Below are 26,975 nucleotides of genomic sequence, written 5' to 3' on the forward strand. Positions count from 1 at the left end.
TCCTCGCGGAAGTGTCAGGCATCGTCATATTCGGACCAGTCTGAGTAAATAAGTTTTGTCGCGTCTGGCTGTCTGATTATCGAAAGGCGTTGCGAAAAATATATTGGCTCACGTAGCTCGAATCTCGTCTCACACTTTCGTATAGAGGCAATCAACGTGAACAAGACATACCGCACCGTCTGGAATCCGACGACGGGTACATGGGTCGCGGCGGCCGAAACGGCGCGCTCGCAAAAGAAATCGAACTCGACGATGCGTTCGTCGGTAACGGCTGCGGTCGCGGTCATGGCGGGCGTGGGCGGAAGCGCGATCGCGATCGATGCCGGAGCGCAGACGGCGAACGGGAATGGCGCGCTGAACCTGTGCGGGGGAGCGAACGGGGGGGTTGGCCATACGTTCGGCTACTCCGGCGCAACGACGAACGCAAACTGTTCGGTGATTGGTACCAACAATCCGGTCTACCGGGGGCATGCGCCTTCCTTTGTGCTGGGAAATGGTGGTGATCTGAATGGTGCGGCCGGGGTCGGCTCGACGGCGAGCACCGCATCGGTGGCCGGCAGCCGGGACGGTCATGTGATGATTTACGGTGCCAACGGCGTTCACATCACCGGCACGACGGATTTCGCCAACGCCGTCAGCATGACGAATAACCGCATCCAGAACCTGGCTGCCGGTACGGCGGGCACGGATGCGGTCAACTTGAATCAGCTGAATGCCGCGATCGCGGCGACGGATGACAAGTTTGTGGCCATCAGTACCGGAACGTATGCGGCCGACGTGGCCGCCAGCGCTGCCAGCAGTGCAACCGCCATCGGCGCGAACGCAAGCGCTGCCGGCACGTCGGCAGTGGCACTCGGCGGCAATACTACGGCTAGCGCGACGAATGCGGTGGCGCTCGGGACGCTCGCGCGTGCAACCAGTGCCGAAACGACCGCGGTTGGCGTAGGCGCGGCGGCCACCGGGCAGAACGCGTCGGTGCTGGGGCGCGGCGCGTTGGCGAGCGGCGGAAATTCGGTCGCGCTCGGTGCGTTCTCCGTTGCCGATCGGGCAAATTCCGTGTCCGTCGGCACGGCCGCGAGCCAGCGCCAGATCACGAACGTCGCGGCCGGCACGGTGGGTACGGACGCGGTCAACGTGAATCAGCTGAACGCCGCGATTGCCGCGAGCGATCCGTATTTCATGGTCAACAGCACCAGCGCCAATCACGCAAATGCGACGGGCGCCAATGCGGTTGCCATCGGACAAAACGTGACGTCCAGCGGCTCCAGTTCCGTGGCGCTCGGATCCGCAACGGCAGCCGGCGGCTTTCACTCGGTCGCGATCGGCGCGTCGGCGAGTACGGTCGGCGACAGCAACGTGGCGCTCGGCGATGGCGCCGCGGTCGCGCAGAGCAACCGTTTCGTTCCGACGAGCGGCGTAGCCATCGGTACCAACGCTCGAGTCATCGACGGCGACATTACCGGCGCGACCGGCTCGATCGCGATCGGCAATAGCGCGACGGCCGGTGGAACGGGCACGATCGCAATCGGTACCAATGCGCGACACACCGGATCGGGTGCGACGGTTCTGGGCTCCAACGCCAGCGCGATGGGCGGGGGTGCAGGCGTCGCAGTGGGCTCGGGCAGTTCTGCCGCGGGCAGCTCGTCGGTCGCGACGGGCCCGAACGCCACGGCCACCGGCACGGGCTCGGTTGCAATCGGCAGTTCTGCCGCAACCGCGGGCAACAACAGCGTGGCGCTCGGCAATACCGCTGCCGGCAGCGCGATCAATACCACCGCGATCGGCAGCAACGCCAAGGCGACCGGCACCAACGCGACCGTGCTCGGCCAGAGCGCGTCCGCGAGCGGCCTGTCGGCGGTCGGCATCGGTTTCCGTGCGAATGCGCAGGCAGACAACTCGGTCGCGCTCGGCATGGATTCCGTCGCGAACCGGAACAACACCGTTTCCGTCGGTTCGGCCACGCAGCAGCGCCAGATCACGAACCTCGCGGCCGGCACGGCCGGGACCGACGCGGTGAACGTTGCTCAACTGAACGCCGCGATCGCGAACGTCGGCGGCAGCAATCCGTACGTCAAGGCGAATGGCGCCGGTGACGGCAGCGATGACGCCAGCGCCACCGGCGTCGGCTCGGTGGCCATCGGCTCGAACGCGAAGACGCTGGTCGACGGCGGCGTCGCGGTCGGCCGCAGCGCCACGGCTGGCATGGCCAACAGTGTCGCGATCGGTAATGACGCGGTCGCTTCGCAGGATGGCGTGGCGATCGGTCGGGATGCCCGTGCGCAAAACGCGAACGCGATTTCGATCGGTGCGGGTTCGGCGGCCGGCCAGAACGGCACGTCGCTCGGCAATAACGCGCTTGCCGGTTCGAATGCGCTTGCGTTGGGCACCAATGCATCGGCCACCGGCAACAATTCCGTCGCCCTGGGTAACGGATCGGTCGCGCTGGCGGACAACACGGTATCGGTCGGTAGCGCCGGCAACGAACGCAAGATCGTGAACGTGGCGGACGGTACGCTGTCGGCGACGAGCAAGGACGCGGTAAACGGCGCGCAACTGTTCGCGACGAACACGCGCGTCGGTTCGCTGGAAGATTCGCTCGCGAGGGGTGGCGTGATCGACCCGGTGACGGGTGAATCGCTGGCGGTGGTGTACGACGGCACCGCGAAGGACAAGGTCACGCTGGGCGGCGGCACGGCCGGCACGACGCTGTCGAACGTGAAGGCCGGCGTGGCGGACAAGGACGCAGTGAACGTGAGCCAGTTGAAGGGCTCGGGCCTGGTCGGCGACGACGGCAGCGCGATCGCCGCGGTCACGTACAACCGCAATGCCGACGGCACGCCGAACTACGACGCGGTGACGCTGGGCGGCGGCAAGTCGGCCGGTCCGGTGACGCTGTCCAACGTGGCGGACGGTGTGAACCGCAATGACGCTGTGAACCTCGGTCAGTTGCAGGATTCGGGCCTCGTTGCGCCGGTCGATCCGACGAACCCGGGTGCGGGTGTGACGTCGCTCGCGGTGACGTATGGCAAGAACGCGGATGGCTCGGCGAACTTCGACGAAGTGAAGTTGAAGGGCACGAACGGCACGACGCTGGCCAACGTGAAGGCCGGCGTTGCCGACACGGACGCGGTGAACGTGAGCCAGTTGAAGGGCTCGGGCCTGGTCGGCGACGACGGCAAGGCGATCGCCGCGGTCACGTACAACCGTAACGCGGACGGCACGCCGAATTACAACGCGGTGACGTTGGGCGGCGGCAAGTCGGCCGGCCCTGTGACGCTGTCGAACGTGGCCACGGGTGTCGCGGCGACCGACGCGGTCAACGTGCAGCAGTTGCAGCAGACCGTGGCCAACGGCAACCCGTATATCGGCGGGCGCGGCACGGGTGTCGCCGCGCAGGCGACGGGCCTCAACGCCATCGCGCTGGGCCTCGGCTCGGTCGCGGACGAGATCCGCACGGTTTCCGTGGGTAACAGCGCAACGGGCCTGCAACGTCGCATTACAAACGTGCAGAACGGCGAGGCAGACAGCGATGCGGCGACCGTCGGTCAGGTCAACGATCTGATGGGTATTGCGTCGACGAACGCGCAGGCGGCTATCGACAACGTCAGCACGACGACCACGCAAGCCATTCAGGACGTGAACAGCCGACTGGATGCGATCGGCACGCTCGCGGGCACGGATCCGTATGTTCAGGTCGACGGTCTCGGCGACGGCAGCGACAACGCATCCGTTCGTGCGGGCACGTATGGCGTGGCGATTGGCGCGGAAGCCAGCGCCACCGGCGATACGGCGATCGCGATCGGCGCACAGTCGCGTTCGACGGGCTCCGGTTCGGTCGCGCTCGGCGCGGGTGCATCGGCAACGGGTACGGGCGCTGTCGCGTTCGGAAGCGGCGTGGCGACCGGCACGAGCGCGCTCGCGCTGGGCAATGGCACGAACGCGTCGGGCAACAACGCGGTCGCCGCGGGCTTCAACGCGCGAGCCGCGGGCGTCAACGCCCTCGCGCTCGGCAATACGGCGCGCGCCAACGCGGCCGACTCTCTGGCATTCGGCACGGGTGCGCAGGTCGATCCGCTCGCCACGAACTCAATTGCGATCGGCCGTCAGTCCAGCGTTACCGGCACGGCATTGAACTCGGTCGCGCTGGGCGCGAGCTCGGTGGCGGATCGGCTGAACTCGGTCTCGGTGGGTTCGACCGGGCAGCAGCGTCAGATCATTTATGTCGCGCGCGGTACGGCCAACACCGATGCGGTGAACGTGAGCCAGTTGAAGGACGCGGTGGCGGCCTTCGGCGGCAATGCATCGGTGGGCGCGGACGGCTCCATCGTGAACCCGACGTACACCATCGGCGGCACCACCTATCGCAACGTGGGCGATGCGCTCGACGCGCTGGCCAATCTGGGCGGCGGGGGCGGCGGAACCGATCCGCTGGCCGTCACCTATGGCAGGAATAGCGACGGCACGCCGAACTTCGAAGTGGTCACGCTCAAGGGCACGGACGGCACGACGCTGTCGAACGTGAAGGCCGGCGTTGCGGACAAGGACGCGGTGAACGTGAGCCAGTTGAAGGACTCGGGCCTGATCGGTGGTGACGGCAAGGCGATCGCGGCGGTCACGTATGACCGTAACGCGGACGGCTCGCCGAACCTCGGTTCCGTCACGCTGGGCGGCGGCGCGAATGGCACGACGCTGTCGAACGTGAAGGCCGGCGTTGCAGATAAGGACGCGGTGAACGTGAGCCAGTTGAAGGGCTCGGGGCTGATCGGCGACGACGGCAAGTCGATCGCGGCGGTCACGTACGACCGTAACGCGGACGGCACGCCGAACCTCGGTTCGGTCACGCTGGGTGGCGGCACGGCCGGCACGACGCTGTCGAACGTGAAGGCCGGTGTTGCGGACAAGGACGCAGTGAACGTGAGCCAACTGAAGGGCTCTGGCCTGATCGGCGACGACGGCAAGGCAATTGCCGCGGTGACGTATGACCGTAACGCGGACGGTACGCCGAACTATCGTTCGGTGACGCTGGGTGACGGCACGAACCCGACGCAACTGAAGCATGTGGCGAACGCAACGGAAGACAGCGATGCACTGAATCTCGGTCAGCTGAAGGACTCGGGCCTGGTGGGCGACGACGGCAGCGGTAACCTGACGTCGCTGGCGGTGACGTACGACAGCGCGACGAAGGACAAGGTCACGCTGGGCGGCGGCACGGCCGGCACGACGCTGGCCAATGTGAAGGCCGGTGTTGCGGACAAGGACGCCGTGAACGTGAGCCAGCTGAAGGGCTCTGGCCTGATCGGCGACGACGGCAAGGCGATCGCCGCGGTCACGTACGACCGCAACACGGACGGTACGCCGAACTACCGTTCGGTGACGCTGGGCGACGGCACGAGCCTGACGCAGTTGAAGCATGTTGCGAACGCAACGGAAGACAGCGACGCATTGAACCTCGGTCAGTTGAAAGACTCGGGCCTGGTGGGCGATGACGGCAGCGGTAACCTGACGTCGCTGGCAGTGACGTACGACAGCGCGACGAAGGACAAGGTCACGCTGGGCGGCGGCACGGACGGCACGACGCTGGCCAACGTGAAGGCCGGTGTTGCGGACAAGGACGCAGTGAACGTGAGTCAGCTGAAGGGCTCGGGCCTGATCGGCGACGACGGCAAGGCGATCGCCGCGGTCACGTACGACCGTAACGCGGACGGCTCGCCGAACTACCGTTCGGTCACGCTGGGCGACGGTACGAACCCGACGCAGTTGAAGCATGTTGCGAACGCAACGGAAGACAGCGACGCGCTGAACCTGGGTCAGCTGAAAGATTCGGGCCTGGTGGGCGATGACGGCAGCGGTAACCTGACGTCGCTGGCAGTGACGTACGACAGCGCGACGAAGGACAAGGTCACGCTGGGCGGCGGCACGGACGGCACGACGCTGGCCAATGTGAAGGCAGGCGTTGCGGACAAGGACGCAGTGAACGTGAGCCAGTTGAAGGGCTCGGGCCTGATCGGCGACGACGGCAAGGCGATCGCGGCGGTCACGTACGACCGTAACGCGGACGGCTCGCCGAACTACCGTTCGGTGACGCTGGGCGACGGCACGAACGCGACGCAACTGAAGCATGTGGCGAACGGTACGGATCGTCAGGACGCTGTGAACCTCGGTCAGTTGCAGGATTCGGGCCTCGTTGCGCCGGTTGATCCGACGAACCCGGGTGCGGGCGTGACATCGCTGGCGGTGACGTATAGCCAGAACGCGGACAATTCGGCGAACTACGACGAAGTGAAGCTGAAGGGCACGAACGGCACGACGTTGACGAACGTGAAGGCCGGTGTTGCCGACGCGGACGCAGTGAACGTGAGCCAGTTGAAGGGCTCGGGCCTGATCGGCGACGACGGCAAGGCGATCGCCGCGGTCACGTACGACCGTAACGCGGACGGCTCGCCGAACTACCGTTCGGTCACGCTGGGCGACGGTACGAACCCGACGCAGTTGAAGCATGTTGCGAACGCAACCGAAGACAGCGACGCGCTGAACCTCGGTCAGCTGAAGGACTCGGGCCTGGTGGGCGACGACGGCAGCGGCAACCTGACGTCGCTGGCAGTGACGTACGACAGCGCGACGAAGGACAAGGTCACGCTGGGCGGCGGCACGGCCGGCACGACGCTGACGAACGTGAAGGCCGGTGTGGCCGACGCGGACGCGGTGAACGTGAGCCAGTTGAAGGGCTCGGGCCTGATCGGCGACGACGGCAAGTCGATCGCCGCGGTCACGTACGACCGTAACGCGGACGGCACGCCGAACTACCGTTCGGTCACGCTGGGCGACGGTACGAACCCGACGCAGCTGAAGCATGTGGCGAACGCCACGGAAGACAGCGACGCGCTGAACCTCGGCCAGTTGAAGAGCTCGGGCCTGGTGGGCGACGACGGCAGCGGCAACCTGACGTCGCTGGCGGTGACGTACGACAGCGCGACGAAGGACAAGGTCACGCTGGGCGGCGGCACGGCCGGCACGACGCTGACGAACGTGAAGGCGGGTGTTGCCGACGCGGACGCAGTGAACGTGAGCCAGTTGAAGGGCTCGGGCCTGATCGGCGACGACGGCAAGGCGATCGCCGCGGTCACTTACAACCGCAACGCGGACGGCACGCCGAACTACAACGCGGTGACGCTCGGCGGCGGCAAGTCGGCCGGCCCGGTGACGCTGTCGAACGTGGCGGACGGTGTGAACCGCGATGATGCGGTGAACCTGGGTCAGTTGCAGGATTCGGGCCTCGTCGCGCCGGTCGATCCGACGAACCCGGGTGCGGGCGTGACGTCGCTGGCGGTGACGTACGGCAAGAACGCGGACGGCTCGGCGAACTACGACGAAGTGAAGCTGAAGGGCACGAACGGCACGACGCTGTCGAACGTGAAGGCCGGTGTCGCGGACGCGGACGCGGTGAACGTGAGCCAGTTGAAGGGCTCGGGCCTGATCGGCGACGACGGCAAGGCGATCGCCGCGGTCACGTACGACCGCAACACGGACGGCTCGCCGAACTACAACGTGGTGACGCTGGGCGGCGGCAAGTCGGCCGGCCCGGTGCAGTTGAAGAACGTCGCGGCCGGCACGGACGGCACCGACGCGGTGAACGTGGCGCAGTTGAAGGACGCTGGCCTCGTCGCGCCGGTCGATCCGACGAACCCGGGTGCGGGTTTGGCATCGCTCGCGGTGACGTACGGCACGAACGCGGACGGTTCGGCGAACTTCGACGAAGTGAAGCTGAAGGGCGCGAACGGCACGACGCTGACGAACGTGAAGGCCGGCGCGGTGAACGCGGCGAGCACTGACGCGGTGAACGGCTCGCAGTTGTACGGCGTGTCGAAGAGCGTCGCGGATTCGCTGGGCGGCGGCTCGGCCGTCGACGCCAACGGCAACGTGACGGCGCCGACGTATTCGCTGACCGATCCGGCCAACGCCGCGACGAAGGTCGACTACCGCAACGTCGGCGACGCGCTCGACAACCTGGATGGCCGTGTTGCGACCAACACGCAGAACATCACGGTCATCAACAACCAGCTTGCCGATTCGGGCCTGGTGGATCCGGTGACGGGTCAATCGATCGCCGCGGTGACGTACGACCGCAACGCGAACGGCACGCCGAACTACAACGCGGTGACGCTGGGCGGCGGCAAGTCGGCCGGCCCGGTGCAGTTGAAGAACGTCGCGGCCGGCACGGACGATACCGACGCGGTGAACGTCGCGCAGCTGAAGGACGCTGGCCTCGTCGCACCGGTCGATCCGACGAATCCGGGTGCGGGCGTGACGTCGCTGGCGGTGACGTACAGCCAGAACGCGGACGAATCGGCGAACTTCGACGAAGTGAAGCTGAAGGGCACGAACGGCACGACGCTGACGAACGTGGCCGCGGGTGCGGTGAACGCGACCAGCACGGACGCGATCAACGGCTCGCAGTTGCACGGCACCGCGCAGAGCGTGGCCGACACGCTGGGCGGCGGCACGACGGTCGATGCGGACGGCAAGCTCGCCAACGCGTCTTTCGAGGTCAAGGGCAACCGCTACTCGACGGTCGAGCAGGCGATCCAGGCCGCGGCGGCATACGGCGCGACCGATTCGCTCGCGGTGCGTTACGACCTGAATGCCGACGGCACGCCGAACTACGGCTCGGTGACCCTCGGCGGCACGGGTGCGGCGCCGGTGAAGCTGACGAACGTCGCGGACGGCACGAGCCAGTACGACGCGGTGAACTTCGGGCAGTTGAGCGCGCTGAACGACAAGATCGGCGACCTCGACGACCGCGTCGGCGGCCTCGAGCTGCGACCGGGCAACCCGGGTGACGGCAACGGCGGCGGTTCGGGCACCAACCCGTACTTCGGCGCGACCGACCAGACCGCGGGCGGCTCGTCGGCGGCGAACCCCGGCACCGGCACCGGCAACGTGGCGGCAGGTTCGGGCTCGTCGGTCGGCACCGGCGTGAACGACGGCACGGCCATCGGCTCCGGCTCGAAGGTGGCCGCCGGCGGCGGCACGGCGATCGGCGCGGGCTCGGCCGCGAACGGCGAGAACGCGACGTCGATCGGCCAGGGCTCGAACGCGACCGGCAGCGGTTCGGTGGCGATCGGCTCGGGCGCCGTGGCGAACGAGGCGAACACCGTCTCGTTCGGCGACGGCACCGACACCGGCAACCGCCGCGTCGTGAACATCGCGGACGGTATCAACGCGAACGACGCCGCGACGAAGGGCCAGCTCGACCGTGCGGTCGGCGGTCTGTCGGGCCAGATCAACGATGTGTCGAGGAACGCGTACTCGGGTATCGCGGCAGCCACCGCGCTGACGATGATCCCGGGCGTGGATCCGGGCAAGACGCTGTCGTTCGGTGTCGGCGGCGCGACCTACAAGGGCTATCAGGCGGTGGCGTTCGGCGGCGAGGCTCGCATCACGCAGAACCTGAAGATGAAGGCCGGCGTGGGTCTGTCGAGCGGCGGCAACACGGTTGGCGTGGGCGCGTCGTACCAGTGGTAAGGCGCGGGGCGGGGCCGTGCGCCCCGCCCGTGCGAGGCCGTTCCGATTTTCAACCCTCTCAGACAAGCGCGTCCGCCCGCGGGCGGACGCCATTTCAAGACCATGACTTCAAAGCTTTTGCGCGTCGCGTCGATCGGCGCGTTCGCGATGGCGCTCGGTGCGTGTACGACGCAATCGGGGCTCACCTACGACATTCGCGCGGTATCCGTGCCGGGCAAGCCGGACAACATCTTTCGCGTGAGCTGCGACGGGCTGCTCGGCAGCGCGAATGCGTGCGCGCGCGCGGCGGAAGAGTTCTGCCGCGGGCAGGGCTTCACGCCGCTCGAGATGATCGACCGCGTCTACAGCCGCGCGCCGATGAAGGATCCGCGCGAAATCACGTTCATCTGCGGCAAGCCGCAGCCGGTCGCGCAGCCCGCGCCCGCGCCGGCGCCGCAGCAGCCGGCGCCGCAACCGGTTCAGCAGCGCCAGGTGCTGCTGCAGGGCGACGCGAATTTCGCGACCGACAGCGCGGCGCTGACCGCGCAGGCCCGCAACGATCTCGATCGCTTCATCGCGGCCAATCGCGGCATGGAATTCGCGCGCGTGTCGATCACGGGCTTCACCGATTCGACCGGCGGCGCCGCGCATAACCGCGCGCTGTCGGAAGCGCGGGCGCGCACCGTCGTCGAGTATCTGCGCGCGAACGGGCTGCAGGCCCGTTCGTTCGTCGCGGAAGGCCTCGGCGCGGCCGATCCGGTTGCGTCCAACGCGACCGCGGCCGGTCGCGCGCAGAACCGCCGCGTCGAGATCCGCCTGGACGTGAAATGACGCATTGACGTATCGCGCGGCGCCGGTTCGCCGGTGCCGCCAGGGCCTTCGTCGGTCACGAGCCGATGGAGGAGCGGGGCGCGATCGACCGCCGCACCCCGCTGTCCCGGCAGGCATGCCAAGCCGCCCGCTCTCACCGAGCCGGCGGCTTTTTTCATTGGCGGCGCGCCGCGCGGCGGGCTGCTCCCGTCCGGCCTTGGCGGCCGGCCCCGGTTTCATGCGAAACTAGCGCCCAATTACGATCCAGAAAGAACGGCGCGCACGCGCCGTCGCCGGCCATCGGGCAGCCGTTCGGCCGCCCGCGACAGCGGTGAACACTCGGACGACTATGGGAAGCTATCAGATACGTGTGGTACTGGCCGACGACCACCCGGCATTGCTCGTCGGCGTTCAGCATGGGCTTTCGTCGGTGCCGACGATCCGGCTCACCGGCACGGCCGGCAATTCGACCGAGCTGATCGCGCTGCTCGATGCGAACGTGTGCGACGTGCTGGTATCCGACTACGCGATGCCCGACAACGTGCACGGCGACGGCATCGCGCTGTTCTCCTACCTGCAACGCAACTACCCGGACGTCAAGCTGGTGGTGCTGACCATGCTCGACAACGCGGCGGTGGTCGGCGCGCTCGTGCGGCTCGGCATCGCGTGCATCGTCAGCAAATCGGATGCGGTCGATCACCTGATTCCGGCCGTGCATGCGGCCGCCACGGGCGGCACCTATTACTCGCCGTCGGTCGAGAAAGTCGTGCGCACGCTGTCCGCGCATTCGAGCGCGCGGATCGTCGACCAGGCGCCGAGCCTGAGCAGCCGCGAGATCGAGGTCGTGCGGCTGTATGCGTCGGGGATGACCGTCAACGAGATCGCGGACAAGCTCAGCCGCAGCAAGAAGACGATCAGCACGCAGAAGGCGCGCGCGATGCAGAAGCTCGGCGTGGAAAAGGATATCGACCTGCTGCGCTACGCGATGGAAAATGGCATCGTCGCCGCGTCGGGCGGCGAGGGCAAGGCGGCGGAGCAGGCGGGAGAGGAGAAAGGGCGCGCCGAGCCGGACTGACCGGCGCGCCTCGCGCATCGGCAGAACCCGGCGCGCGATCATCCGAGCCATGGGCGTGGCCGGCCGTGCGCCGGAATGGTGGTCGTACCGTCAGCGCGGATGGTCGTCGAGGGCCGGCAGCGTCGTCGCGTAACCGTAATCGGACACGAGCCCGCACGAAATCGCGTAGCGGACCAGATCGACGTCGCGCTCGATCCCGAGCTTCTGCATCGCCGAACTCTTCTGCGTGCTGATCGTCTTCTTGCTGCGGCTCAACTGATCGGCGATCGCGTTGACCGACAGGCCCGACGCGAACAGGCGAATCACTTCCAGCTCACGCGCGGACAACGCCGGCGCCTTGCCGCCCGTGTTGCCGGCGGCGCGCAGGATCCGGTCCATCGACGGCGACAGGTAGCGGCCGTTCGTATAGGCCGCGTGAATCGCCATCGTCAGGTGGCTCGTCATATCGGATTTGCTGACCACGCATGCGATGCCGAGTTCGATCAGCGCGCGCAGCGCCACCGCGTTCTCCATCATCGTCATCACGACGATGCGCAGATTCGGGTGTCGCTTCAGGATCGCGGTGAACATCGCGAGGCCGTCGCCGAATTCGGTGCCCGGCATCGCGTAGTCGGAGACGAGCACGTCGCATGGATGGCTCGCGAGCGCTTCCATCAGTTCCGTCGAGTTGCCGGCGGTCGCGACCACCGCGAGCGTATTCGTCGCGGACAGTTCGTAACGTGCGCCGATGACGACCGCCGGATGGTCGTCGGCGATCACGATGCGGATGGGGAAATTTCCTGGCATGTCGGTGTACCTGCATGTTGCGGCGCGCAGTGGGCGCCGCGCGGTGGAGATCGGTGCGAACGGCTGCGCGTGCGGCGTGCAAGCCGGCCGCACGCGAAGCCGTTGCGCCGACGGCCGGTGGCGGCTCGTGCGGAACCGTCACCGGCCGTCGGCCGAACGAGCGGGGGATCGCTCCCCCGCTTCGGGTCGAGGCTCCGCGCGACGCGGAGCCGTCCGGTCAGAACTCGTAGCCGACCTGCGCACGCACGCCTGCGTCGCCCGTCGACGTGACGGACACGGCGCCGTTCATCAGCCACTTGCCGTCGCGCGTCCGGTAGGTCGCGCCTGCCGCGATCGCCGAGCCGCTCTTGTAGTTCGCGGCGCCGGCCGCGACGACGGTCTTGCCCGGCTGCGACGGCGTCAGGTTCGGCATCGCCATCGCCGCCGCGACACCGGCGTACGCGTTCTTCGCGACGTCGTTGATCATCCGGTTCGTTTCGCCGAAACGCTGATCCAGCTGACGCACGTTCACGGCGTCGGTCGGTGCGGTGCCGTCCGCGACATTCGTGATCTGGCGTTCGTGACCGGCCGAGCCGACCGACACGCTGTTGTCGCGATCCGCCACGGAGCCCGCGCCGATCGCCACCGAACCGTTGCCGGTCGCTTTCGAACCCTGGCCGATGGCCGTGCTGTCCGAACCCGATGCGACCGAGCCTTGGCCGATGGCCGAGCTGTTCGAACCGCTGGCCGCCGAGCCCTGGCCGACCGCAGAGCCGTTGTTGCCCGACGCCACCGCGCCCTGGCCGACCGCCGTGCTGTTCTCGCCCGACGCAACCGAGCCGTCGCCGACCACGAGTGAGCCGTCGCCGCCCGTGCCGCGGCCGACGTTGTCGTTGCCGCCACCACCGCCGCCGCCCGAACCGCCACCGGTTTCGAGGTCACCGACCCGGCCGTCGAGTCGTGCGTATTCCTGCGCGAACCGCTCCTGGAGGTCGTGCAGTTGGCCGCCGTTCACGGCTTCCATGCTGCCCGCCGCGATCAGGCCCGGCGCGACGTTGAGCAGCTTCGTGCCGCTCGAACCGCCGAAAGTCACGCTGCCGAGCGAGATGTCGTCATACGTGACGGCTGCGATCTCCTTGCCCGTGTAGTCGATGAGGCCGGTTGCCCTCAACTGCGCGATCGTCACCGCATCGTCGTCGTTCACGCCGTTCGCGACGCCCGACAGCTTGCGTGCGCCGGCCGTGCCGGCGAAGCTCACCGCCGCGCCGTCGGTGTTCGCGCCGACCGTCAGATTCGCGCCCGGGCCGGCCTGCTGGACGAGGCCGACCGTGCCGTTGCCGAGCTGGTCGGCCAGCGATGCCACCGCGCCTTCGGTCGTCGTCACACGGCCGTCGAGGTTCGTCACCACGTCGCCGACCGAGTGAACCGTGGTCGTGCCGCCGCTGCCGTCGCCGACCGTGAAACTTGGTGCGGAGATCGAGCCGTCGGCGTTCACGGTCGAGCCGCCGCCGATGGCCGATGCAACGCTGTCCGACACGCCGTGCAGTTGCGAGCCGTTCACTGCGTCCTTGCTGGTGGCCGTGACCGCACCTCCGTCGACGCCGGTCAGCTTGCGCGCGCCGGCCGTGCCGGTGAAGTCGACGGCCGCGCCGTCGGTGTTCGCGCCGACCGTGATGTTCGCGCCCGCGCCGGCCTGCTGCACGAGGCCGACCGTGCCGCTGCCGATCTGGCTGGCCAGGTCGGCGATGTCGCCGGTGTTGCGTGCGATGTTGTCGTTGGCCGTCGTGAGCGCGCCGTCGAGCGCGCCGAGTGCGCCACCGACCGTCGTTTGCGTGCCGCCATTGGCGAGCGTGTACGTCGGGCCGGTCACGGCGCCCGTTGTCGGGTTGATGGTGGCGCCGCCGCCGAGTGCGTCCACGACCGGCTGGAGCTGCGCAACGTTCACGGCGTCGGTGCCCTGCGTACCGGCGGCCATGTTGGTGATCTGGCGTTGCAGCGTGGAAGAACCGACCGACACGCTGTTGTCACGATCGGCACGCGAGCTGGTGCCGATCGCAACGGATTCCGATCCCGATGCGATAGCAGCCACGCCAAGTGCCGATGCGTGATAACCCGTGGCGGACGCGTATGCGCCGATGGCGGTGCTCGCGCCGCCCGAAGCCGTCGCACCCGTGCCGAACGCGGAGCTATTCGCGTCGCTCGCGACCGAGTTGTTGCCGACGGCCGTTGCCCGGGTGCCGGTGCCTTGCGCGTTTGCACCGACTGCGAGCGCGCTGGCGCCGGCTTGTGCGGGTGTGGCGCCCGACGTCGTGTCGACCTTCACGTAATCGTCGGTGACGACCGTGGCGAGCTTGCTGTTGATCGTCGTGATGTCGCCCGTGTTGCGTGCGATGTTGCCGTTGGCGGTCGTGAGCGCGCCGTCGAGTGCGCCGAGTGCGCCGCCGACCGTCGTTTGCCTGCCGCCGTTGGCGAGCGTGTACGTCGGGCCGGTCACGGCGCCCGTCGTCGGGTTGATGGTCGCGCCGCCGCCGAGTGCGGTCACGGCCGGCGAGAGCTGCGCAACGTTCACGGCGTCGTTGGCTTGCGTACCGGCGGCGACGTTGACGACCTGGCGCCGCAGCGTGGTGGAGCCGACGGAGACGGTGTTGTCACGGTCCGTGATGGATCCGGTGCCAATTGCGACTGCATCCACATTCGTTGCGCGGGAATAACTTCCCAATGCTATTGCCCTGTCTGCGCTCGCACTGGCCCCGAAGCCAATCGCGTTAGTCTGTTCGCCCGACGCGACGGCTGTGGCTCCCACGGCCGTTGCTCGCGCGGCAGTGGCTTGCGCGTAGGCGCCGAGCGCAGTCGCCCTCGCTTCCGTTGCATTAGTATTCTGCCCGAGCGCAGTGCCCAAAAGAGCCGCCGCATTCGCATTCTCACCAATCGCTGTCGCTTGTCCGGCGGTTGCCTTTGCATTCACCCCTACCGCGACGGCATAGTCGCCCGACGCGTTTGCGCCGGTCCCTGCTTCATAAGAATATTGACCGGCGAATGTGCCGATCGCATCCGTGCCGATCGTGCGCGAAGCCGTGGCCTTGCACACGCCGGCCGCATCGAGCGAACCGCCTTTCCCGTCCTCGGTCGTGCACGCGTCGGCCGCGAACGCGCCGCCGATCGACGCGCTGCCCAGCGCGAGCGCCGCCACGGCCTGGCGCGCCGCGCGCGCCGAGCCCTTCGAGCGCGAGCGCGCCGTTTCCGCTACGGCCGTCCAGGTGCCCGTCGCCGTGTTCCAGATGTTGCGATACGTCTTGTTCATTGACCCACTCCTTTCAGTTCGTCAGGTTGATGAGTCCATGGTATGGATCGGCCTCGTCCGAATCTGTCGTCCAAAACCTATTCGAGATGCGATGTTTGTAGGGCGTGTCCTACACGCGTGAACGCACGAACGGGCCGCCGCGACGGGTGGCCGTGAAAGGAGCCGAGAGGGAAGGAAAGACAGTCGCGGACGGCGGCCGATCAGGCTTGCGGCGCTTGCGCCGCGCGCCGCCGGAGCGTGTCGCGCGCGAGGCGCTCGGTGCGGTCGACCAGCGGGTCGAGCACGGCCGGATCGCCGGCCTGCACGGCATCCTGCATGTCGCGCACCGCGTCGGCCACCGCATGCTCGTGGATCGTCGCGAACGCGCCGCGCAGCGAATGCAGCTCCGCCCGCAGCGCGGGCACGTCGCCGCGCGCGAGTGCATCGCGAATCGCCGCGAGCGAACGCTCGAGCGTGTCGCCGAACAGTTCGTGCACGTCCGGTGGCAACGGGCCTTCGGCCAGATCGACCAGCGCGTTTTGCGCGGGCCGGCTTGCGGCCGCACCCTTCGCGAAGCGCCGCACGGTGCGGTCGATCATGTCGAGCAGCACCGGTTTCACCAGCACCGCGACGATCCCGGCTTCCGCGCAGCGCGCATGCTCGGCCGCGCTCGCATGCGCGGTGACCGCGACCACCGGCAGGCCCGGATACTGCGCGCGCAGCACGCGGGCCAGCGTATAGCCGTCCATGCCCGGCATGTTCAGGTCGGTCATCACGAGGTCGTAGCGCGTATCGGTACAGCACCGCAGCGCGGCCGCGCCTTCCTCGGCCGCGTCCGCCGCATAGCCGAGCGTGACGAGCTGCCCCTGCAGCAACTTGCGGTTCACCGGATGATCGTCGACCACCAGCACGCGCGCGGCGACGGCCGGCAACGCGGCATCGTCGGCGCGCGCCGCGTCCTGCGCGGCGATCTGCTCGCCTGTCGCCGCCTGCAGCGGCAGCGTGACGACGAACGTGCTGCCGTGGCCGGCTTCGCTCTTCACGTCGATCGCGCCGTGCATCATCTGCGTGAGCTGCTTCGTCAGCGCGAGCCCGAGGCCCGTGCCGCCATAGCGCCGCGTGATCGACGTATCGGCCTGCGTGAACGGGCGGAACAGCGTCGCGCGCTGTTCGTCGGTCATCCCGATGCCCGTGTCGCTGACGCCGATCGCGATCGGCGACGCGGGATCGGCGTCGTCGCGCAGGTACACCTCCAGCGTGATCTCGCCGTGGTTCGTGAACTTGATCGCGTTGCCGACGAGGTTCGCGGCGATCTGCCGGATGCGCGTCGGATCGCCGAGATAGCGCGGCGCCAGCGCATCGTCGACGAACACGTCGAATTGCAGCCCTTTCGCGGCGGCCAGCGGCTCGAACATCGCGCCGGTCTGCCGGATGGTGTCGGCGAGATCGAACGGAATCGCCTCGATCGTCATCTGGCCGGCCTCGATCTTCGACAGGTCGAGGATGTCGTTGATCAGGTCGAGCAGCACCGACGACGCGCCCTCGACCGTATGCAGCCGCTCGCGCTGCGTGTCCGCCAGCGGCTCGCGCCCGATCAGTTCGAGATTGCCGAGGATCGCGTTCAGCGGCGTGCGGATCTCGTGGCTCATCGTCGCGAGGAACGCGGATTTCGCGTTGTTCGCCGCGTCGGCCGCCTGCCGCGCGTGGTCGAGCGCGCGTTCGACGTTCTTCTGCGACGTGATGTCGGAGAAGTTGCACAGCACGACGTCCGCGTCGCGGTAGCGCGTGCGCACGAGATTGACGAGCAGATCGACCGCGTTGCCGTCGGCGGTGGGCAGCGACACATGCAGGCCCGACTGCCACGCGCCGGTATCGGCCGAGCGGTCGAAGCGCTCGAGCAGCCGCGCCGGCAGCGACGGCCCGCCCGCGCGGCGCGCGTCGTAGTCGCGCATCGTGTCGTTCTGCAGCAGCACCGCGCCGTCCGCGAGCGACAGCAGCGCGATGCCGGACGGCGCGGCCTCGACGATCGTGCGGTTCAGGTTCTCGCTGTCGATCACGCGGCGGCGGCGCGCTTCGTCCGGCTTCAGCACGCGGCGGTCGAAACGCACCAGCAGCCACCAGACGAGCGCGATCGCGGCGAGCATGATCGCCGCGTAGCCGCCCGCGCGCGCGCCGATCGCCGCGAGCAGCGAGCGCAGCGAGAACGCCTGCACGAGCGTCCAGCCGGTGTCGGGAATCGGCTGGCTCAGCGCGAACAGGCCGTCGCCGTAAGCGGCGCGCATGCCGTTGCCGCCCGTCGGGCGCGTGTGTGCCGCGAGACGCTGGAGTGCCGCGACCGTCGCCGCGTCGTGCTCGGCGGCGCCGACGCGCAGCAGCGTGTCGCCGTGCGCATTCGCGATGATGGCCGCGTTGGTCGGGACGTCGGTCGTGAGCCGCGCGCGCAGCACGTCCACAGGCAGCGTCGAGACGAGCACTTCGAGCGGCACGCCGTTGTCGTAGGCGGCGCCGACGATTCGGAACACATCGCGGCGCTGCACGGGGTCGTAGGTCGGCGCATGCCACACGAACCGGCGCGGCGCGGGCGTATCGAGATCGGCGGCGACCTGGGCCAGCAGCGCCGACGCGGGAGCGGGCGCCGGTTCGGCCGGGGCCGTGCCCGGTTCCGGGCTCGGGATCACCATCGCGAAGCGGCGGTCGGGGCTGTACGCGTAGCCGGCCACGGGCCGGCCGGCGTCCTGCTTCGCGACGTACGCGCCGACCCGGTAGCTCATGTCGCTCGCCATCGCGAGATAGCGCGCATAGGACGCGGCCGGCCGCTCGGGCGACAGGTCGGCGAGCACGAGCATCGACGGGAATCGCGGGTTGTCGCGCAGTTCGAGCCGCCCGTTTCCGGCGGCCAGCGCGGCGACGGCGGCCGGATCGGCCGCGCGCGTGTGCCATACGCTTTCGTCGTGGGTGGTGAGCATGTCCATGCCCGTCGTGCGCAGCTTGAATTCGAACTGGACGAGAAAATGCCGCACGCCGAACCCCGTATAGCGCTCCTGGATCGCTTCCCTCGCCATCGTGTACAGCATCAGCCCGCTGGCGAGCAGGATCGCGACGGTCACGGCGGCGCCGCCGGCATACAGCAGCGCGCGCTGGCGGCGGCCGGCCGGCGTGGGATCGGCGGACGGGCCGGCGGCGAGGCGGGATCGATCGGGTGCGGCGCGGTGGTCCATCGGGGCGGGGCGGTCGGCCAAGGTGCCCCCATGATAATGGAGTCCGATCGGTACGCAACGCTGCCCGTCAGGGTTGCGCGGCGCGCGTGCCGTCGGCCCGGCGCGGGTCCGGCCCGGGCGGTTCGTCCGGCTCGCACGTGACGAGCCGGTACCCGAAGCCGTACATCGTCATCATTCGCACGCCGTGCCGCCCGTCGAGTTCGAGCCGGTCGCGCAGATACGCGACGTGCGTGTCGAGCCGCCGGCTTTGCGACGCGACGAGCGAGCCCCACACGAGCTGGCTCACGTGCGCGCGATCGAGCGCGCGGCCCATGTTCAGGAAGAACGCGGTCGCGATCTGGAAGTGCTTCTCGGTCAGCACGTGCTCGCGGCCGGCGACGGTCACGCTGCGCGCGGCCGTATCGAACTCGAACTGTCCGATCCGCCAGTGGCGATGATGGATCGCACGGTGATGGGACCAGCGCAGCCACGTCGCGATGCTGCCGATCAGCGCGTCGGGCGACGCGGCGTAGGGCAGATGCTCGTTCGCACCGGCCACGAAACACGCCGATTGCGCGAGATCCGCATCGCGCTGGCTGATCGACACGATCGCCACGGTGTCGGCGAAACGCGCGCGCAGCGCGCGGATCGCGTCCGTCGTGCGGCGGCAGGCCGTTTCGCATTGCACGATGAAGAGATCGAACGCGCGCGTGTCGCAGGCCGCGAGCAGATCGGTCAGATATTCGAAGCGCAACGGCCGGTAGCCGGCGCGACGCAGGATGTCGTCGATGCGCAGCCGATCGTAGCCATGGCCCGCGCGGCGCAGCCGGTCGTCGAACATGCCGCGGCTCGGATGGTCGATCGTCAGGATCGCGATCGCGGTCGAAGGGGCGTCGGTCACGGTGCGAGCGGGCGAAGCCGGTGCGGCGCGGTGGTGGCGTGCGTTCGCGACCGGAGGGAAAGAAGCGGGATCATGGCCGGAAGGCTCCGGGCAGGGAGTGGCGTGATGCCGTCCAAAAAAAGTCCCGCCGGAGAGGGCGGGAAAAGTATCGACTATGGAGCCTGATCTCCTGGAGACGGAGAACAAGCAGGCCGATTGTGGTCGTTTCGGAGTCTGAAGAAAATCAGTCCAGTCCGAAACTGCGCGCCGCTGCCACGGAAAGCGCATGTTTGGGACCGGTCTGACAGGAAACATAACGGCATTCGGACCACAGGCCATGCGGAGTTGCCGACAATGGAGCGCATCGCGTGCGACGTCGCGACGGCTTCTCCGCGTTCGCCGCATCGCGCGGGCCGTGCGCCGCGCTGCGTGCCATCTGTCATCCGTTGCCGAATCCTCGTTGCCCATGAAACCTTCCGTCCGACTCGTCGCGCTGCTGGCGTGGCTCGCGCTCAGCCTGACCGGCACCGCGTTCGTCGTGTCGCGCGCCGTCGCCGACGCGTACAACCGCTTCTTCCAGGATTCGAGCATCGCCATCCGTCTGCTCGCGCAGAAGGCCGCGCAGCACGAGGCGATCCTCGCGACGCTCGGCGCGTCGTCGCTGGCCGCGCCGCCGGCGCACATGCTCGACAGCCTGCGCGAGCGGATGCCGCAGGTCGACGGGCTCGCGTACTGGCGCGCCGGCGCGGGCTGGCAAACCGACGGCGGACCGGCGCCGGCCGAGCCGCCGCGGCCGACGCCCGGCAAACCGTTCGCGTTGGTGTTCGACGGCGCCGCCGCGTACTGGCTCGTGGCGAATTCCGGCTGGGCCGTGCGTGTCGATCCGCGCCAGATGATCTCGCCGGGCGACTGGTCGTCGGCGATTTCATCGGCGGCGCTGGCGGTGCGCGATCGCCGTATCGACTTGCTGTCGCGTGCGTCCGGCAGCCCACTGCCCGGCTGGACGATGCGTCTGGAGAAGCGCTTGCCCGCGCAGCCGCAGGCATTCGTGCTGCACACCACGCGCACGCTGACGGCCGCCGATCTGCCGTGGTTGCCGATCGCGTTGTGGAACGCCGTGGCCGCGCTGCTCGTCGCGGGTGCGCTCGTCGCGTGGCGGCTGCGCGAGGCACGCCGACGCGAGGATGCCCGCGCGCGGCTCGACCGCTTCGGCCGGCTCGATACCTTCGGCGAAATGGCCGCGGGCCTCGCGCACGAGCTGAACCAGCCGCTCGCGGCGATCGTCAGCCACGTGCGTGCGGCCGAACGCCTGCTCGATCAACCCGACGAGCGCGACAGCGTGCGGCGAGCGCTGCAGACGAGCGTCGCGCAGGCGAAGCGCGCGGCCGCGATCCTGGAACGCATGCGCGAAGCCGTCGCCACCGCGCATGGCGGCGAGCGCCGCGCGCTCGATCCCGACGCGATCATGCACACGCTGCTGTTCCTGTACCGCGACGAATGCGCGCGCGAGCACGTCGCGCTCGGCTGGCACAACGCGGCGCCGCGCGAGCGGCCGTTCGCCGAGCCGATCGCGGTCGAGCAGATCCTGCACAACCTGATCCGGAACGCGCGCGATGCGCTGGCCGGTACCGGGGCCGGCACGTCGCGCGGCGAGATCCGCGTGAGCGGCGCGCGCGTCGGCCGGCATTACCGCTTCAGCGTCGTCGACAACGGCCCCGGCGTGCCGGAAGACGCGCTGCCGCGCCTGTTCGAACCGTTCTTCACGACGCGGGCGCGCGGGCTCGGCCTCGGGCTGCCGCTGTGCGACACGCTCGCGCAGCGCCAGGACGGCGCGCTGACGGTGCGCAACCTGCCGTCGGGCGGTGTCGAGGCCGTGCTGTCGTTGCCGCTGGCAGAGGAGGCCGCATGAATGGCTCGCCTTATTCGGCGCCTGCCGCAGCGGCCGTCGCGATCGTCGACGACGACGAAGCCGTGCGCGACGGGCTTGCGTTGCTGCTGCGCACGGTGGGCGTGCCGACGCGCTGCTATCCGGACGCGCCGGCGTTTCTTGCCGATGCCGACGACCCGGCGCTCGGCTGCGTGCTGCTCGACATCCGGATGCCGGGGATGAGCGGCCTCGACGCACTCGACGCACTGCGTGCGCGACGCGACCTGCCGGTGATCGTGATGACGGGCCACGGCAACGTCGATGCGTGCCGGCGCGCGTTCAAGCGCGGCGCGCTCGATTTCCTGCGCAAGCCGGTGGACGACGACGAGCTGATCGATACGGTTCAGCAGGCGCTGCGCCGGCAGGCGGTACAACGCGGGCAGGACGATGCGGGCCAGACGCGCGCGGCCCGTATCGCGACGCTGAGCGCGCGCGAACGGGAAGTGCTCGACGGCATCGTGCGCGGCTGGAGCAACAAGGAGATTGCGCGCGTGCTCGGGCTGTCGCCGCGGACCGTCGAGACCTATCGCGCGAACGTGTTCGACAAGCTGCGGGCCGCGTCGCTCGTCGAACTCGTGCGCGATTACGCGGCGCTCGCGGGCTCGGCGCTTCCATCGCATCGCATGGCGCCTCCGTAGCGCTACGGAGGCGCAACCCGTAGCCGAACGGGTTCAACGATCGCGGCGCGATTCCTACGATGGGGGCTTCTCCGACCAGTCATCCATCGTCAAGGATTCGATTCATCATGATCAAGCGCTTTGCCGTGCCTTCCACGCTGGCCCTGCTGTTCTCGGGCGCCGCTTTTGCCGATACCGTCGCCGCGCCGGAAACGAAGAAGACCGCCGAACCGGGCGACGCCGGCTACTACGCGACGGGCCGCGTCATCGGCGCGTTCGACAACGCGGTGAACATGGAGCTGACGAGCCCGCGCGTCACGAGCCGCGTCGGCGGCCCGGAGACGGGCTCGAACGTCACCGGCTCGCTCGGCCTCGGCTACCAGTTCGGCAATGGCTGGCGCGCGGAAGGCGAATACGTGTTCAAGCGCACCAACAACTTCACCAGCTACTGGGCGCCGTTCGACGCGAACGCGAACGAATTCCACGTGTCGGCGCAGCGCCTGATGCTGAACGGCTACAAGGACTTCGATCTCGGCCGCGGCTTCTCCGTGTACGGCACGCTCGGCATCGGCGTCGCGATCGTGTCGGCCGACGGCTGGCAGACCAACGACACGCGCCGCTTCGCGTCGAAGACGCAGACCAATCTCGCGTATTCGGCCGGCGCGGGCGTGAGCTATGCGATCAACAAGCGCTTCTCGATCGACCTCGGGTATCGCTATGTCGACATGGGCAACGTCGAGACCGGCTTCAACACGTTCGCGAACCGCGTCAACGCGCGCGACGAACAACTGAAGTCGAAGCTGTCGTCGAACGAAGTGTTCATCGGCTTGCGCGGCCGGTTCTAAGTGCCGTCCGCCGGGCCGGCCGCGCATCGGTAGGACCAGGCCGACTACCGTCCGGACCGAAGGTAACGCAGTCCGATTTACCGAAACCGGCGCGACGGCGATACTCGGGGTCATTCGTTCAACTACGGGAGCACGGATTGCCGCGGCGGATGTCGCGCAATGCGTCGTCGACATCATGAGCATGCAGGACATCACCGGCCATTACGCGATTCCGCTCGCGCATCCGTTCTCGGATGTGCCGCCGCCGTACGGCCGGCGGCGCCGGCCGTTCGTGGCGAGCCGGCGGCCGAAACCGAACGTGTTCGACCTGAAGGGCACGCGCCGCGCGGCGATGCCCGCGGCCGGGCAAACCGACATAGTTGTTCACGCAACGAAGTCGCGCAAGGCCGAGAAGGCGGTGCGTGCGGAGGATTTCGGTTCGGATAACCGGGCATGGGTCCGGCCGCACCCGCTGCGCCGCCACTGGCGGCTCACGCTGATGGCGTGCGCGCTGTTCGGCGCGACGTGCGTTTTCGCGACGCATTTCGTCGATGAACGTCAGCACGCGGCGGAGCATGGCGCCGTCTATTCGGCGGCGATCCTGGCGGCGCCGACGGCGGCCGTTGCCGCGACGCAGGTGGCGCAGGCGACCGGCAGGGCGGCCGAAGTGGCGATCGTGCCGGCCGATCGTGCGACGGCCGCGGACGGCGAGGTTGCCCGTCCGGCGGCTGTCGCGGTGGAAGCTGCGGAAGCGGCATCCGCGGCATCGCGTGCGCTGCATGCCGGCCGCGCGCCGTCGGGCGATGCGCCGGTGGCCGTGGCGATGGCGATCGCATCGGATGCCGTCGTGGCGCAAGCCGCGGCGCCGGATGCCGAACCCGCATCGCCGGTCACCTCGAAGCCGGTTGCCGCCGCCGCGCGTTCGGCGGCGAAGCCTGCCGCCATGTCGCGTGGCAAAAAGGCGCCGGACGCGGCGTCGAACGCGCCGGCGGCCCCGCCATCTCGTGGTGCGGCAACGCATGCGCAACGGGCCGCACACGCGGCAGGCGAGCCGGCGGGCACTCCCGCATCGAGTTCGGCCGAGGCCGTCGGCATGACCGCCGCCGAATTCGCGCAATGGCTTGCCACGACGCGTGACGTGTCGCGGCCGGCAGCGGGCGACACCGATCTCACGGTCGCGTTGCCGAGTCACACGCGGCTGATCGGGCGCTGACGGCACACGTCGCGCGCGGGCACGGCGCGCGTCGTCTTGGGGGCAGACCATTCCGGCGACGCCATGGTTCGGCGTCGCTTTCCTGGTTTCCATATTTCGATTATTATCGAAAAATGGAAACGAACCAGACCATTGCCGCCCTTGCGGCGCTCGCGCATGAATCCCGGCTTGCCGTCTTTCGCGCGCTCGTGCAGGCCGGGCCGCAAGGCATGCCGGCCGGCCGGATCGCGACGCTGCTCGACGTGCCGCCATCGTCGCTGTCCTTTCACCTGAAGGAGCTCGCTCATGCGCAGCTCGTCACCAGCCGCCAGGAAGGCCGCTTCGTCTTCTACTGCGCGAACTTCGACACGATGAACGGGCTGCTGGGCTATCTCACGGAGAACTGTTGCGGCGGGAATCCGTGTTCGCCGGTTTCCGTCTGTTCGCCGTCGGCAAAGAGCAACCGCAACCGGCAATCCTGAAGCGCATTCGCGTGCCCCGCCCATGACCACGAACGTCCTGATCCTCTGTACCCACAACTCGGCACGCAGCGTGCTGGCCGAGGGCATGCTCAATCACTGGGCCGCGAAGCTCGGCAAGGCTGTGCGTGCCTACAGCGCCGGCAGCGCGCCGAGCGGTCGCCTCAATCCGTTCGCGCTGGAGGCGCTGACGAACGCCGGCGTCGACGTGGCCGGATACCGCAGCAAGAGCTGGGACGAGTTCGTTGGCGACGGCGTGCCGGAAATGCGCGTCGTCATCACCGTGTGCGACGGCGCGGCGGCGGAAACCTGTCCGTACTGGCCCGGCAGCCCGGTCAAAGTCCATTGGGGTTACGCCGATCCGTCGAATGCGACGGGCGGTGACGAAGGCAAGCGCCGCGCGTTCGAACTCACGCGTCAGGCGATCGGCTATCGCATGCTGCAGTTGCTCGCGCTGCCGCTGGACCGCATGAGCCATGCCGAACTCCAGACGGCGTTGACCGCGATCTCGCAAACCTGATCATTTGCGCGGCGGTCTGCCGAAACGCGCGAGCGCCAACGACTTCGAGGCTGAACCTGTCCGATGAACACATCCAACGTCGCCCCGCCGGGCAAGGCTGTCGCAAAGCCTTCCATCAACTTCTTCGAACGCTACCTGACGATCTGGGTCGCACTGTGCATCCTCGCCGGCGTCGCGCTCGGCCAGGTGCTGCCCGACCTGTTCCAGCGGATCGGCCGGATGGCGTACGCGCAGGTCAATCTCCCGGTCGGGCTGCTGATCTGGGTGATGATCGTCCCGATGCTGGTCAAGGTCGACTTCGGCGCGCTGCACGAGGTGCGTCGGCATGTGAGAGGCATCGGCGTCACGCTCGTCGTGAACTGGCTCGTCAAGCCGTTCTCGATGGCGTTTCTCGGCTGGCTGTTCATCCGCCATCTGTTCGCGCCGATGCTGCCGGCCGACCAGCTCGACAGCTACATCGCGGGCCTGATCCTGCTGGCCGCGGCGCCGTGCACGGCGATGGTGTTCGTCTGGAGCCGGCTCACGGGCGGCGATCCGCTGTTCACGCTGTCGCAGGTCGCGCTGAACGACAGCATCATGGTGATCGCATTCGCGCCGCTGGTCGGCCTGCTGCTGGGGATGTCGGCCATCACGGTGCCGTGGGCGACGCTGCTCACGTCGGTCGTGCTCTACATCGTGATTCCGGTGATCTTTTCGCAGCTGTGGCGCAAGATGCTGCTCGCGAAGGGGCAGGCGGCGTTCGACGCCGCCATGGCGAAGACCGGCCCGTGGTCGATCGCCGCGCTGCTGGCCACGCTCGTGCTGCTGTTCGCGTTTCAGGGCGAAGCGATCCTGCGGCAGCCGCTCGTGATCGCGCTGCTTGCAGTGCCGATCCTGCTTCAGGTGTTCTTCAATTCGGCGCTCGCGTACTGGCTCAATCGCGCGGTGGGCGAAAAGCACAGCGTGGCCTGCCCGTCGGCGCTGATCGGCGCATCCAACTTTTTCGAGCTGGCGGTCGCGGCCGCGATCAGCCTGTTCGGTTTTCATTCCGGCGCGGCGCTGGCCACCGTCGTCGGCGTGCTGATCGAGGTGCCGGTGATGCTGCTGGTCGTGCGTGTCGTCAACCGGTCGAAGGGCTGGTACGAGTGCCGGGCCCGAGATCACGAGAGAACCGCCCCATGACCGACTCCCTGAAAGACCTGCCGCAACTCGACGCCACGCTGTTTCACGTGCCGGACGTCGCGCACCTGCGGCCCGCGGCGCCATCGACTCATTCGCCGAGGTTCCTGCTTCTGTACGGCTCGCTGCGTGAGCGTTCGTTCAGCCGTCTGCTGACCGAGGAAGCCGCGCGGTTGCTCACGGCGATGGGCGCCGAGGTGCGCATGTTCAATCCGAGCGGATTGCCGCTGCCGGACGATGCGCCGGAGAGCCACCCGAAAGTGGTCGAGCTGCGCGAGCACGTGATGTGGTCGGAAGGCATGGTGTGGTGCTCGCCGGAACGGCACGGCGCGATGACCGGCATCATGAAAGCGCAGATCGACTGGATTCCGCTGTCTGTCGGCGCCGTGCGGCCGACGCAGGGCAAGACGCTCGCGGTGATGCAGGTGAGCGGCGGCTCGCAGTCGTTCAACGCGGTGAACCAGATGCGCGTGCTCGGGCGCTGGATGCGCATGCTGACCATCCCGAACCAGTCGTCGGTGGCCAAGGCGTTCACGGAGTTCGACGAAGCGGGGCGGATGAAGCCGTCCGCGTATTTCGATCGCGTGGTGGACGTGATGGAGGAACTGGTGAAGTTCACGCTGCTCACGCGCGACGTCGGCCCCTATCTGGTCGACCGGTACAGCGAGCGGAAGGAAAGCGCGGAGGAACTGTCGAAGCGCGTCAATCAAGCGCGTATCTAGCATTGGCCATTGAATGAACGCCGGGGCG

Annotated in this window: 15 protein-coding genes and 1 pseudogene; 11 read left to right on the top strand and 5 right to left on the bottom strand. The window is 68.4% G+C overall.

The genetic code is table 11. The annotated features are described in order from the left end of the window. Nucleotides 1-156 precede the first annotated feature (156 nt). The 3 genes from CFB52_RS16810 to CFB52_RS16820 all read left to right on the top strand — a co-directional run bounded on the left by CFB52_RS16810 (nt 157) and on the right by CFB52_RS16820 (nt 11,386). Complete coding sequence (locus CFB52_RS16810) at nt 157-9,522, top strand: YadA-like family protein (protein ID WP_257220487.1); 9,366 nt, start codon at nt 157-159, stop codon at nt 9,520-9,522. Nucleotides 9,523-9,624: 102 nt separating this feature from the next. Then, nucleotides 9,625-10,332, top strand: coding sequence for an OmpA family protein (locus CFB52_RS16815; RefSeq protein ID WP_059638836.1), 708 nt, complete (start codon nt 9,625-9,627; stop codon nt 10,330-10,332). A 328-nt stretch (nt 10,333-10,660) separates the two neighbouring features. After that, nucleotides 10,661-11,386 (top strand): response regulator transcription factor, encoded by a 726-nt coding sequence (locus CFB52_RS16820; RefSeq protein WP_099316987.1) that lies wholly within the window; start codon nt 10,661-10,663, stop codon nt 11,384-11,386. A gap of 90 nt (nt 11,387-11,476) precedes the next feature. On the opposite strand, the gene CFB52_RS16825 is transcribed toward CFB52_RS16820, so the two are convergent. The 5 genes and pseudogenes from CFB52_RS16825 to CFB52_RS16840 all read right to left on the bottom strand — a co-directional run bounded on the left by CFB52_RS16825 (nt 11,477) and on the right by CFB52_RS16840 (nt 19,529). Next, the gene (locus CFB52_RS16825; RefSeq protein ID WP_099316988.1) at nt 11,477-12,172 is read right to left on the bottom strand and encodes a response regulator transcription factor; all 696 of its coding nucleotides are present in this window, start codon (nt 12,170-12,172) and stop codon (nt 11,477-11,479) included. A 217-nt stretch (nt 12,173-12,389) separates the two neighbouring features. Further along, nucleotides 12,390-14,843, bottom strand: a complete 2,454-nt coding sequence (locus tag CFB52_RS16830) for a YadA family autotransporter adhesin (RefSeq protein WP_373680971.1) — start codon at nt 14,841-14,843, stop codon at nt 12,390-12,392. A gap of 48 nt (nt 14,844-14,891) precedes the next feature. After that, a pseudogene (locus CFB52_RS35380) lies at nt 14,892-15,452 on the bottom strand (ESPR-type extended signal peptide-containing protein); the annotation flags it as partial. 200 nt (nt 15,453-15,652) lie between these two features. Continuing rightward, a complete protein-coding gene (locus CFB52_RS16835) occupies nt 15,653-18,649 on the bottom strand; it encodes a sensor histidine kinase (protein ID WP_099316990.1) in 2,997 nt (998 codons plus the stop codon). Between the two features lie 67 nt (nt 18,650-18,716). Then, nucleotides 18,717-19,529, bottom strand: a complete 813-nt coding sequence (locus CFB52_RS16840; protein ID WP_059638842.1) for a winged helix-turn-helix domain-containing protein — start codon at nt 19,527-19,529, stop codon at nt 18,717-18,719. A gap of 445 nt (nt 19,530-19,974) precedes the next feature. Here CFB52_RS16840 and CFB52_RS16845 point away from each other — a divergent pair, with 445 nt between their 5' ends. The 8 genes from CFB52_RS16845 (at nt 19,975) to arsH (ending at nt 26,947) form a co-directional block, all read left to right on the top strand. Continuing rightward, entirely contained in the window at nt 19,975-21,417 is a 1,443-nt protein-coding gene (locus tag CFB52_RS16845) for a sensor histidine kinase (protein ID WP_099316991.1), read from the top strand. Continuing rightward, complete coding sequence (locus CFB52_RS16850; protein WP_099316992.1) at nt 21,414-22,073, top strand: response regulator transcription factor; 660 nt, start codon at nt 21,414-21,416, stop codon at nt 22,071-22,073. Before CFB52_RS16845 ends, CFB52_RS16850 begins: the two co-directional genes overlap by 4 nt. 107 nt (nt 22,074-22,180) lie before the next feature. Continuing rightward, nucleotides 22,181-22,897 carry an outer membrane protein gene (locus tag CFB52_RS16855; RefSeq protein ID WP_099316993.1) on the top strand — a complete coding sequence of 239 codons (717 nt, stop codon included), beginning with the start codon at nt 22,181-22,183 and terminating at the stop codon, nt 22,895-22,897. 175 nt (nt 22,898-23,072) lie between these two features. Further along, nucleotides 23,073-24,089, top strand: a complete 1,017-nt coding sequence (locus tag CFB52_RS16860; protein ID WP_099316994.1) for a serine protease — start codon at nt 23,073-23,075, stop codon at nt 24,087-24,089. Nucleotides 24,090-24,202: 113 nt separating this feature from the next. After that, complete coding sequence (locus CFB52_RS16865; RefSeq protein ID WP_059576298.1) at nt 24,203-24,550, top strand: helix-turn-helix transcriptional regulator; 348 nt, start codon at nt 24,203-24,205, stop codon at nt 24,548-24,550. Nucleotides 24,551-24,572: 22 nt separating this feature from the next. Then, nucleotides 24,573-25,067, top strand: a complete 495-nt coding sequence (locus CFB52_RS16870) for an arsenate reductase ArsC (protein WP_099316995.1) — start codon at nt 24,573-24,575, stop codon at nt 25,065-25,067. A 63-nt stretch (nt 25,068-25,130) separates the two neighbouring features. Beyond that, nucleotides 25,131-26,228, top strand: a complete 1,098-nt coding sequence (gene arsB / locus CFB52_RS16875) for an ACR3 family arsenite efflux transporter (RefSeq protein ID WP_099316996.1) — start codon at nt 25,131-25,133, stop codon at nt 26,226-26,228. Next, nucleotides 26,225-26,947 (top strand): arsenical resistance protein ArsH, encoded by a 723-nt coding sequence (arsH, locus tag CFB52_RS16880; RefSeq protein ID WP_099316997.1) that lies wholly within the window; start codon nt 26,225-26,227, stop codon nt 26,945-26,947. Before arsB ends, arsH begins: the two co-directional genes overlap by 4 nt. Nucleotides 26,948-26,975: the final 28 nt, after the last annotated feature.

Source organism: Burkholderia sp. AU18528, from assembly GCF_002223215.2.
Taxonomy (GTDB): Bacteria; Pseudomonadota; Gammaproteobacteria; order Burkholderiales; family Burkholderiaceae; genus Burkholderia; species Burkholderia semiarida.

What these genes read in the sequence shown, in the direction of transcription:
- CFB52_RS16860 (WP_099316994.1), top strand. Translation starts at nt 23,073, where the DNA reads ATGAGCATGCAGGACATCACCGGCCATTACGCGATTCCGCTCGCGCAT.
- CFB52_RS16845 (WP_099316991.1), top strand. Translation starts at nt 19,975, where the DNA reads ATGAAACCTTCCGTCCGACTCGTCGCGCTGCTGGCGTGGCTCGCGCTC.
- CFB52_RS16865 (WP_059576298.1), top strand. Translation starts at nt 24,203, where the DNA reads ATGGAAACGAACCAGACCATTGCCGCCCTTGCGGCGCTCGCGCATGAA.
- CFB52_RS16825 (WP_099316988.1), bottom strand. Translation starts at nt 12,172, where the DNA reads ATGCCAGGAAATTTCCCCATCCGCATCGTGATCGCCGACGACCATCCG.
- CFB52_RS16855 (WP_099316993.1), top strand. Translation starts at nt 22,181, where the DNA reads ATGATCAAGCGCTTTGCCGTGCCTTCCACGCTGGCCCTGCTGTTCTCG.
- CFB52_RS16850 (WP_099316992.1), top strand. Translation starts at nt 21,414, where the DNA reads ATGAATGGCTCGCCTTATTCGGCGCCTGCCGCAGCGGCCGTCGCGATC.
- CFB52_RS16820 (WP_099316987.1), top strand. Translation starts at nt 10,661, where the DNA reads ATGGGAAGCTATCAGATACGTGTGGTACTGGCCGACGACCACCCGGCA.
- arsB (WP_099316996.1), top strand. Translation starts at nt 25,131, where the DNA reads ATGAACACATCCAACGTCGCCCCGCCGGGCAAGGCTGTCGCAAAGCCT.
- arsH (WP_099316997.1), top strand. Translation starts at nt 26,225, where the DNA reads ATGACCGACTCCCTGAAAGACCTGCCGCAACTCGACGCCACGCTGTTT.
- CFB52_RS16815 (WP_059638836.1), top strand. Translation starts at nt 9,625, where the DNA reads ATGACTTCAAAGCTTTTGCGCGTCGCGTCGATCGGCGCGTTCGCGATG.
- CFB52_RS16835 (WP_099316990.1), bottom strand. Translation starts at nt 18,649, where the DNA reads ATGGACCACCGCGCCGCACCCGATCGATCCCGCCTCGCCGCCGGCCCG.
- CFB52_RS16870 (WP_099316995.1), top strand. Translation starts at nt 24,573, where the DNA reads ATGACCACGAACGTCCTGATCCTCTGTACCCACAACTCGGCACGCAGC.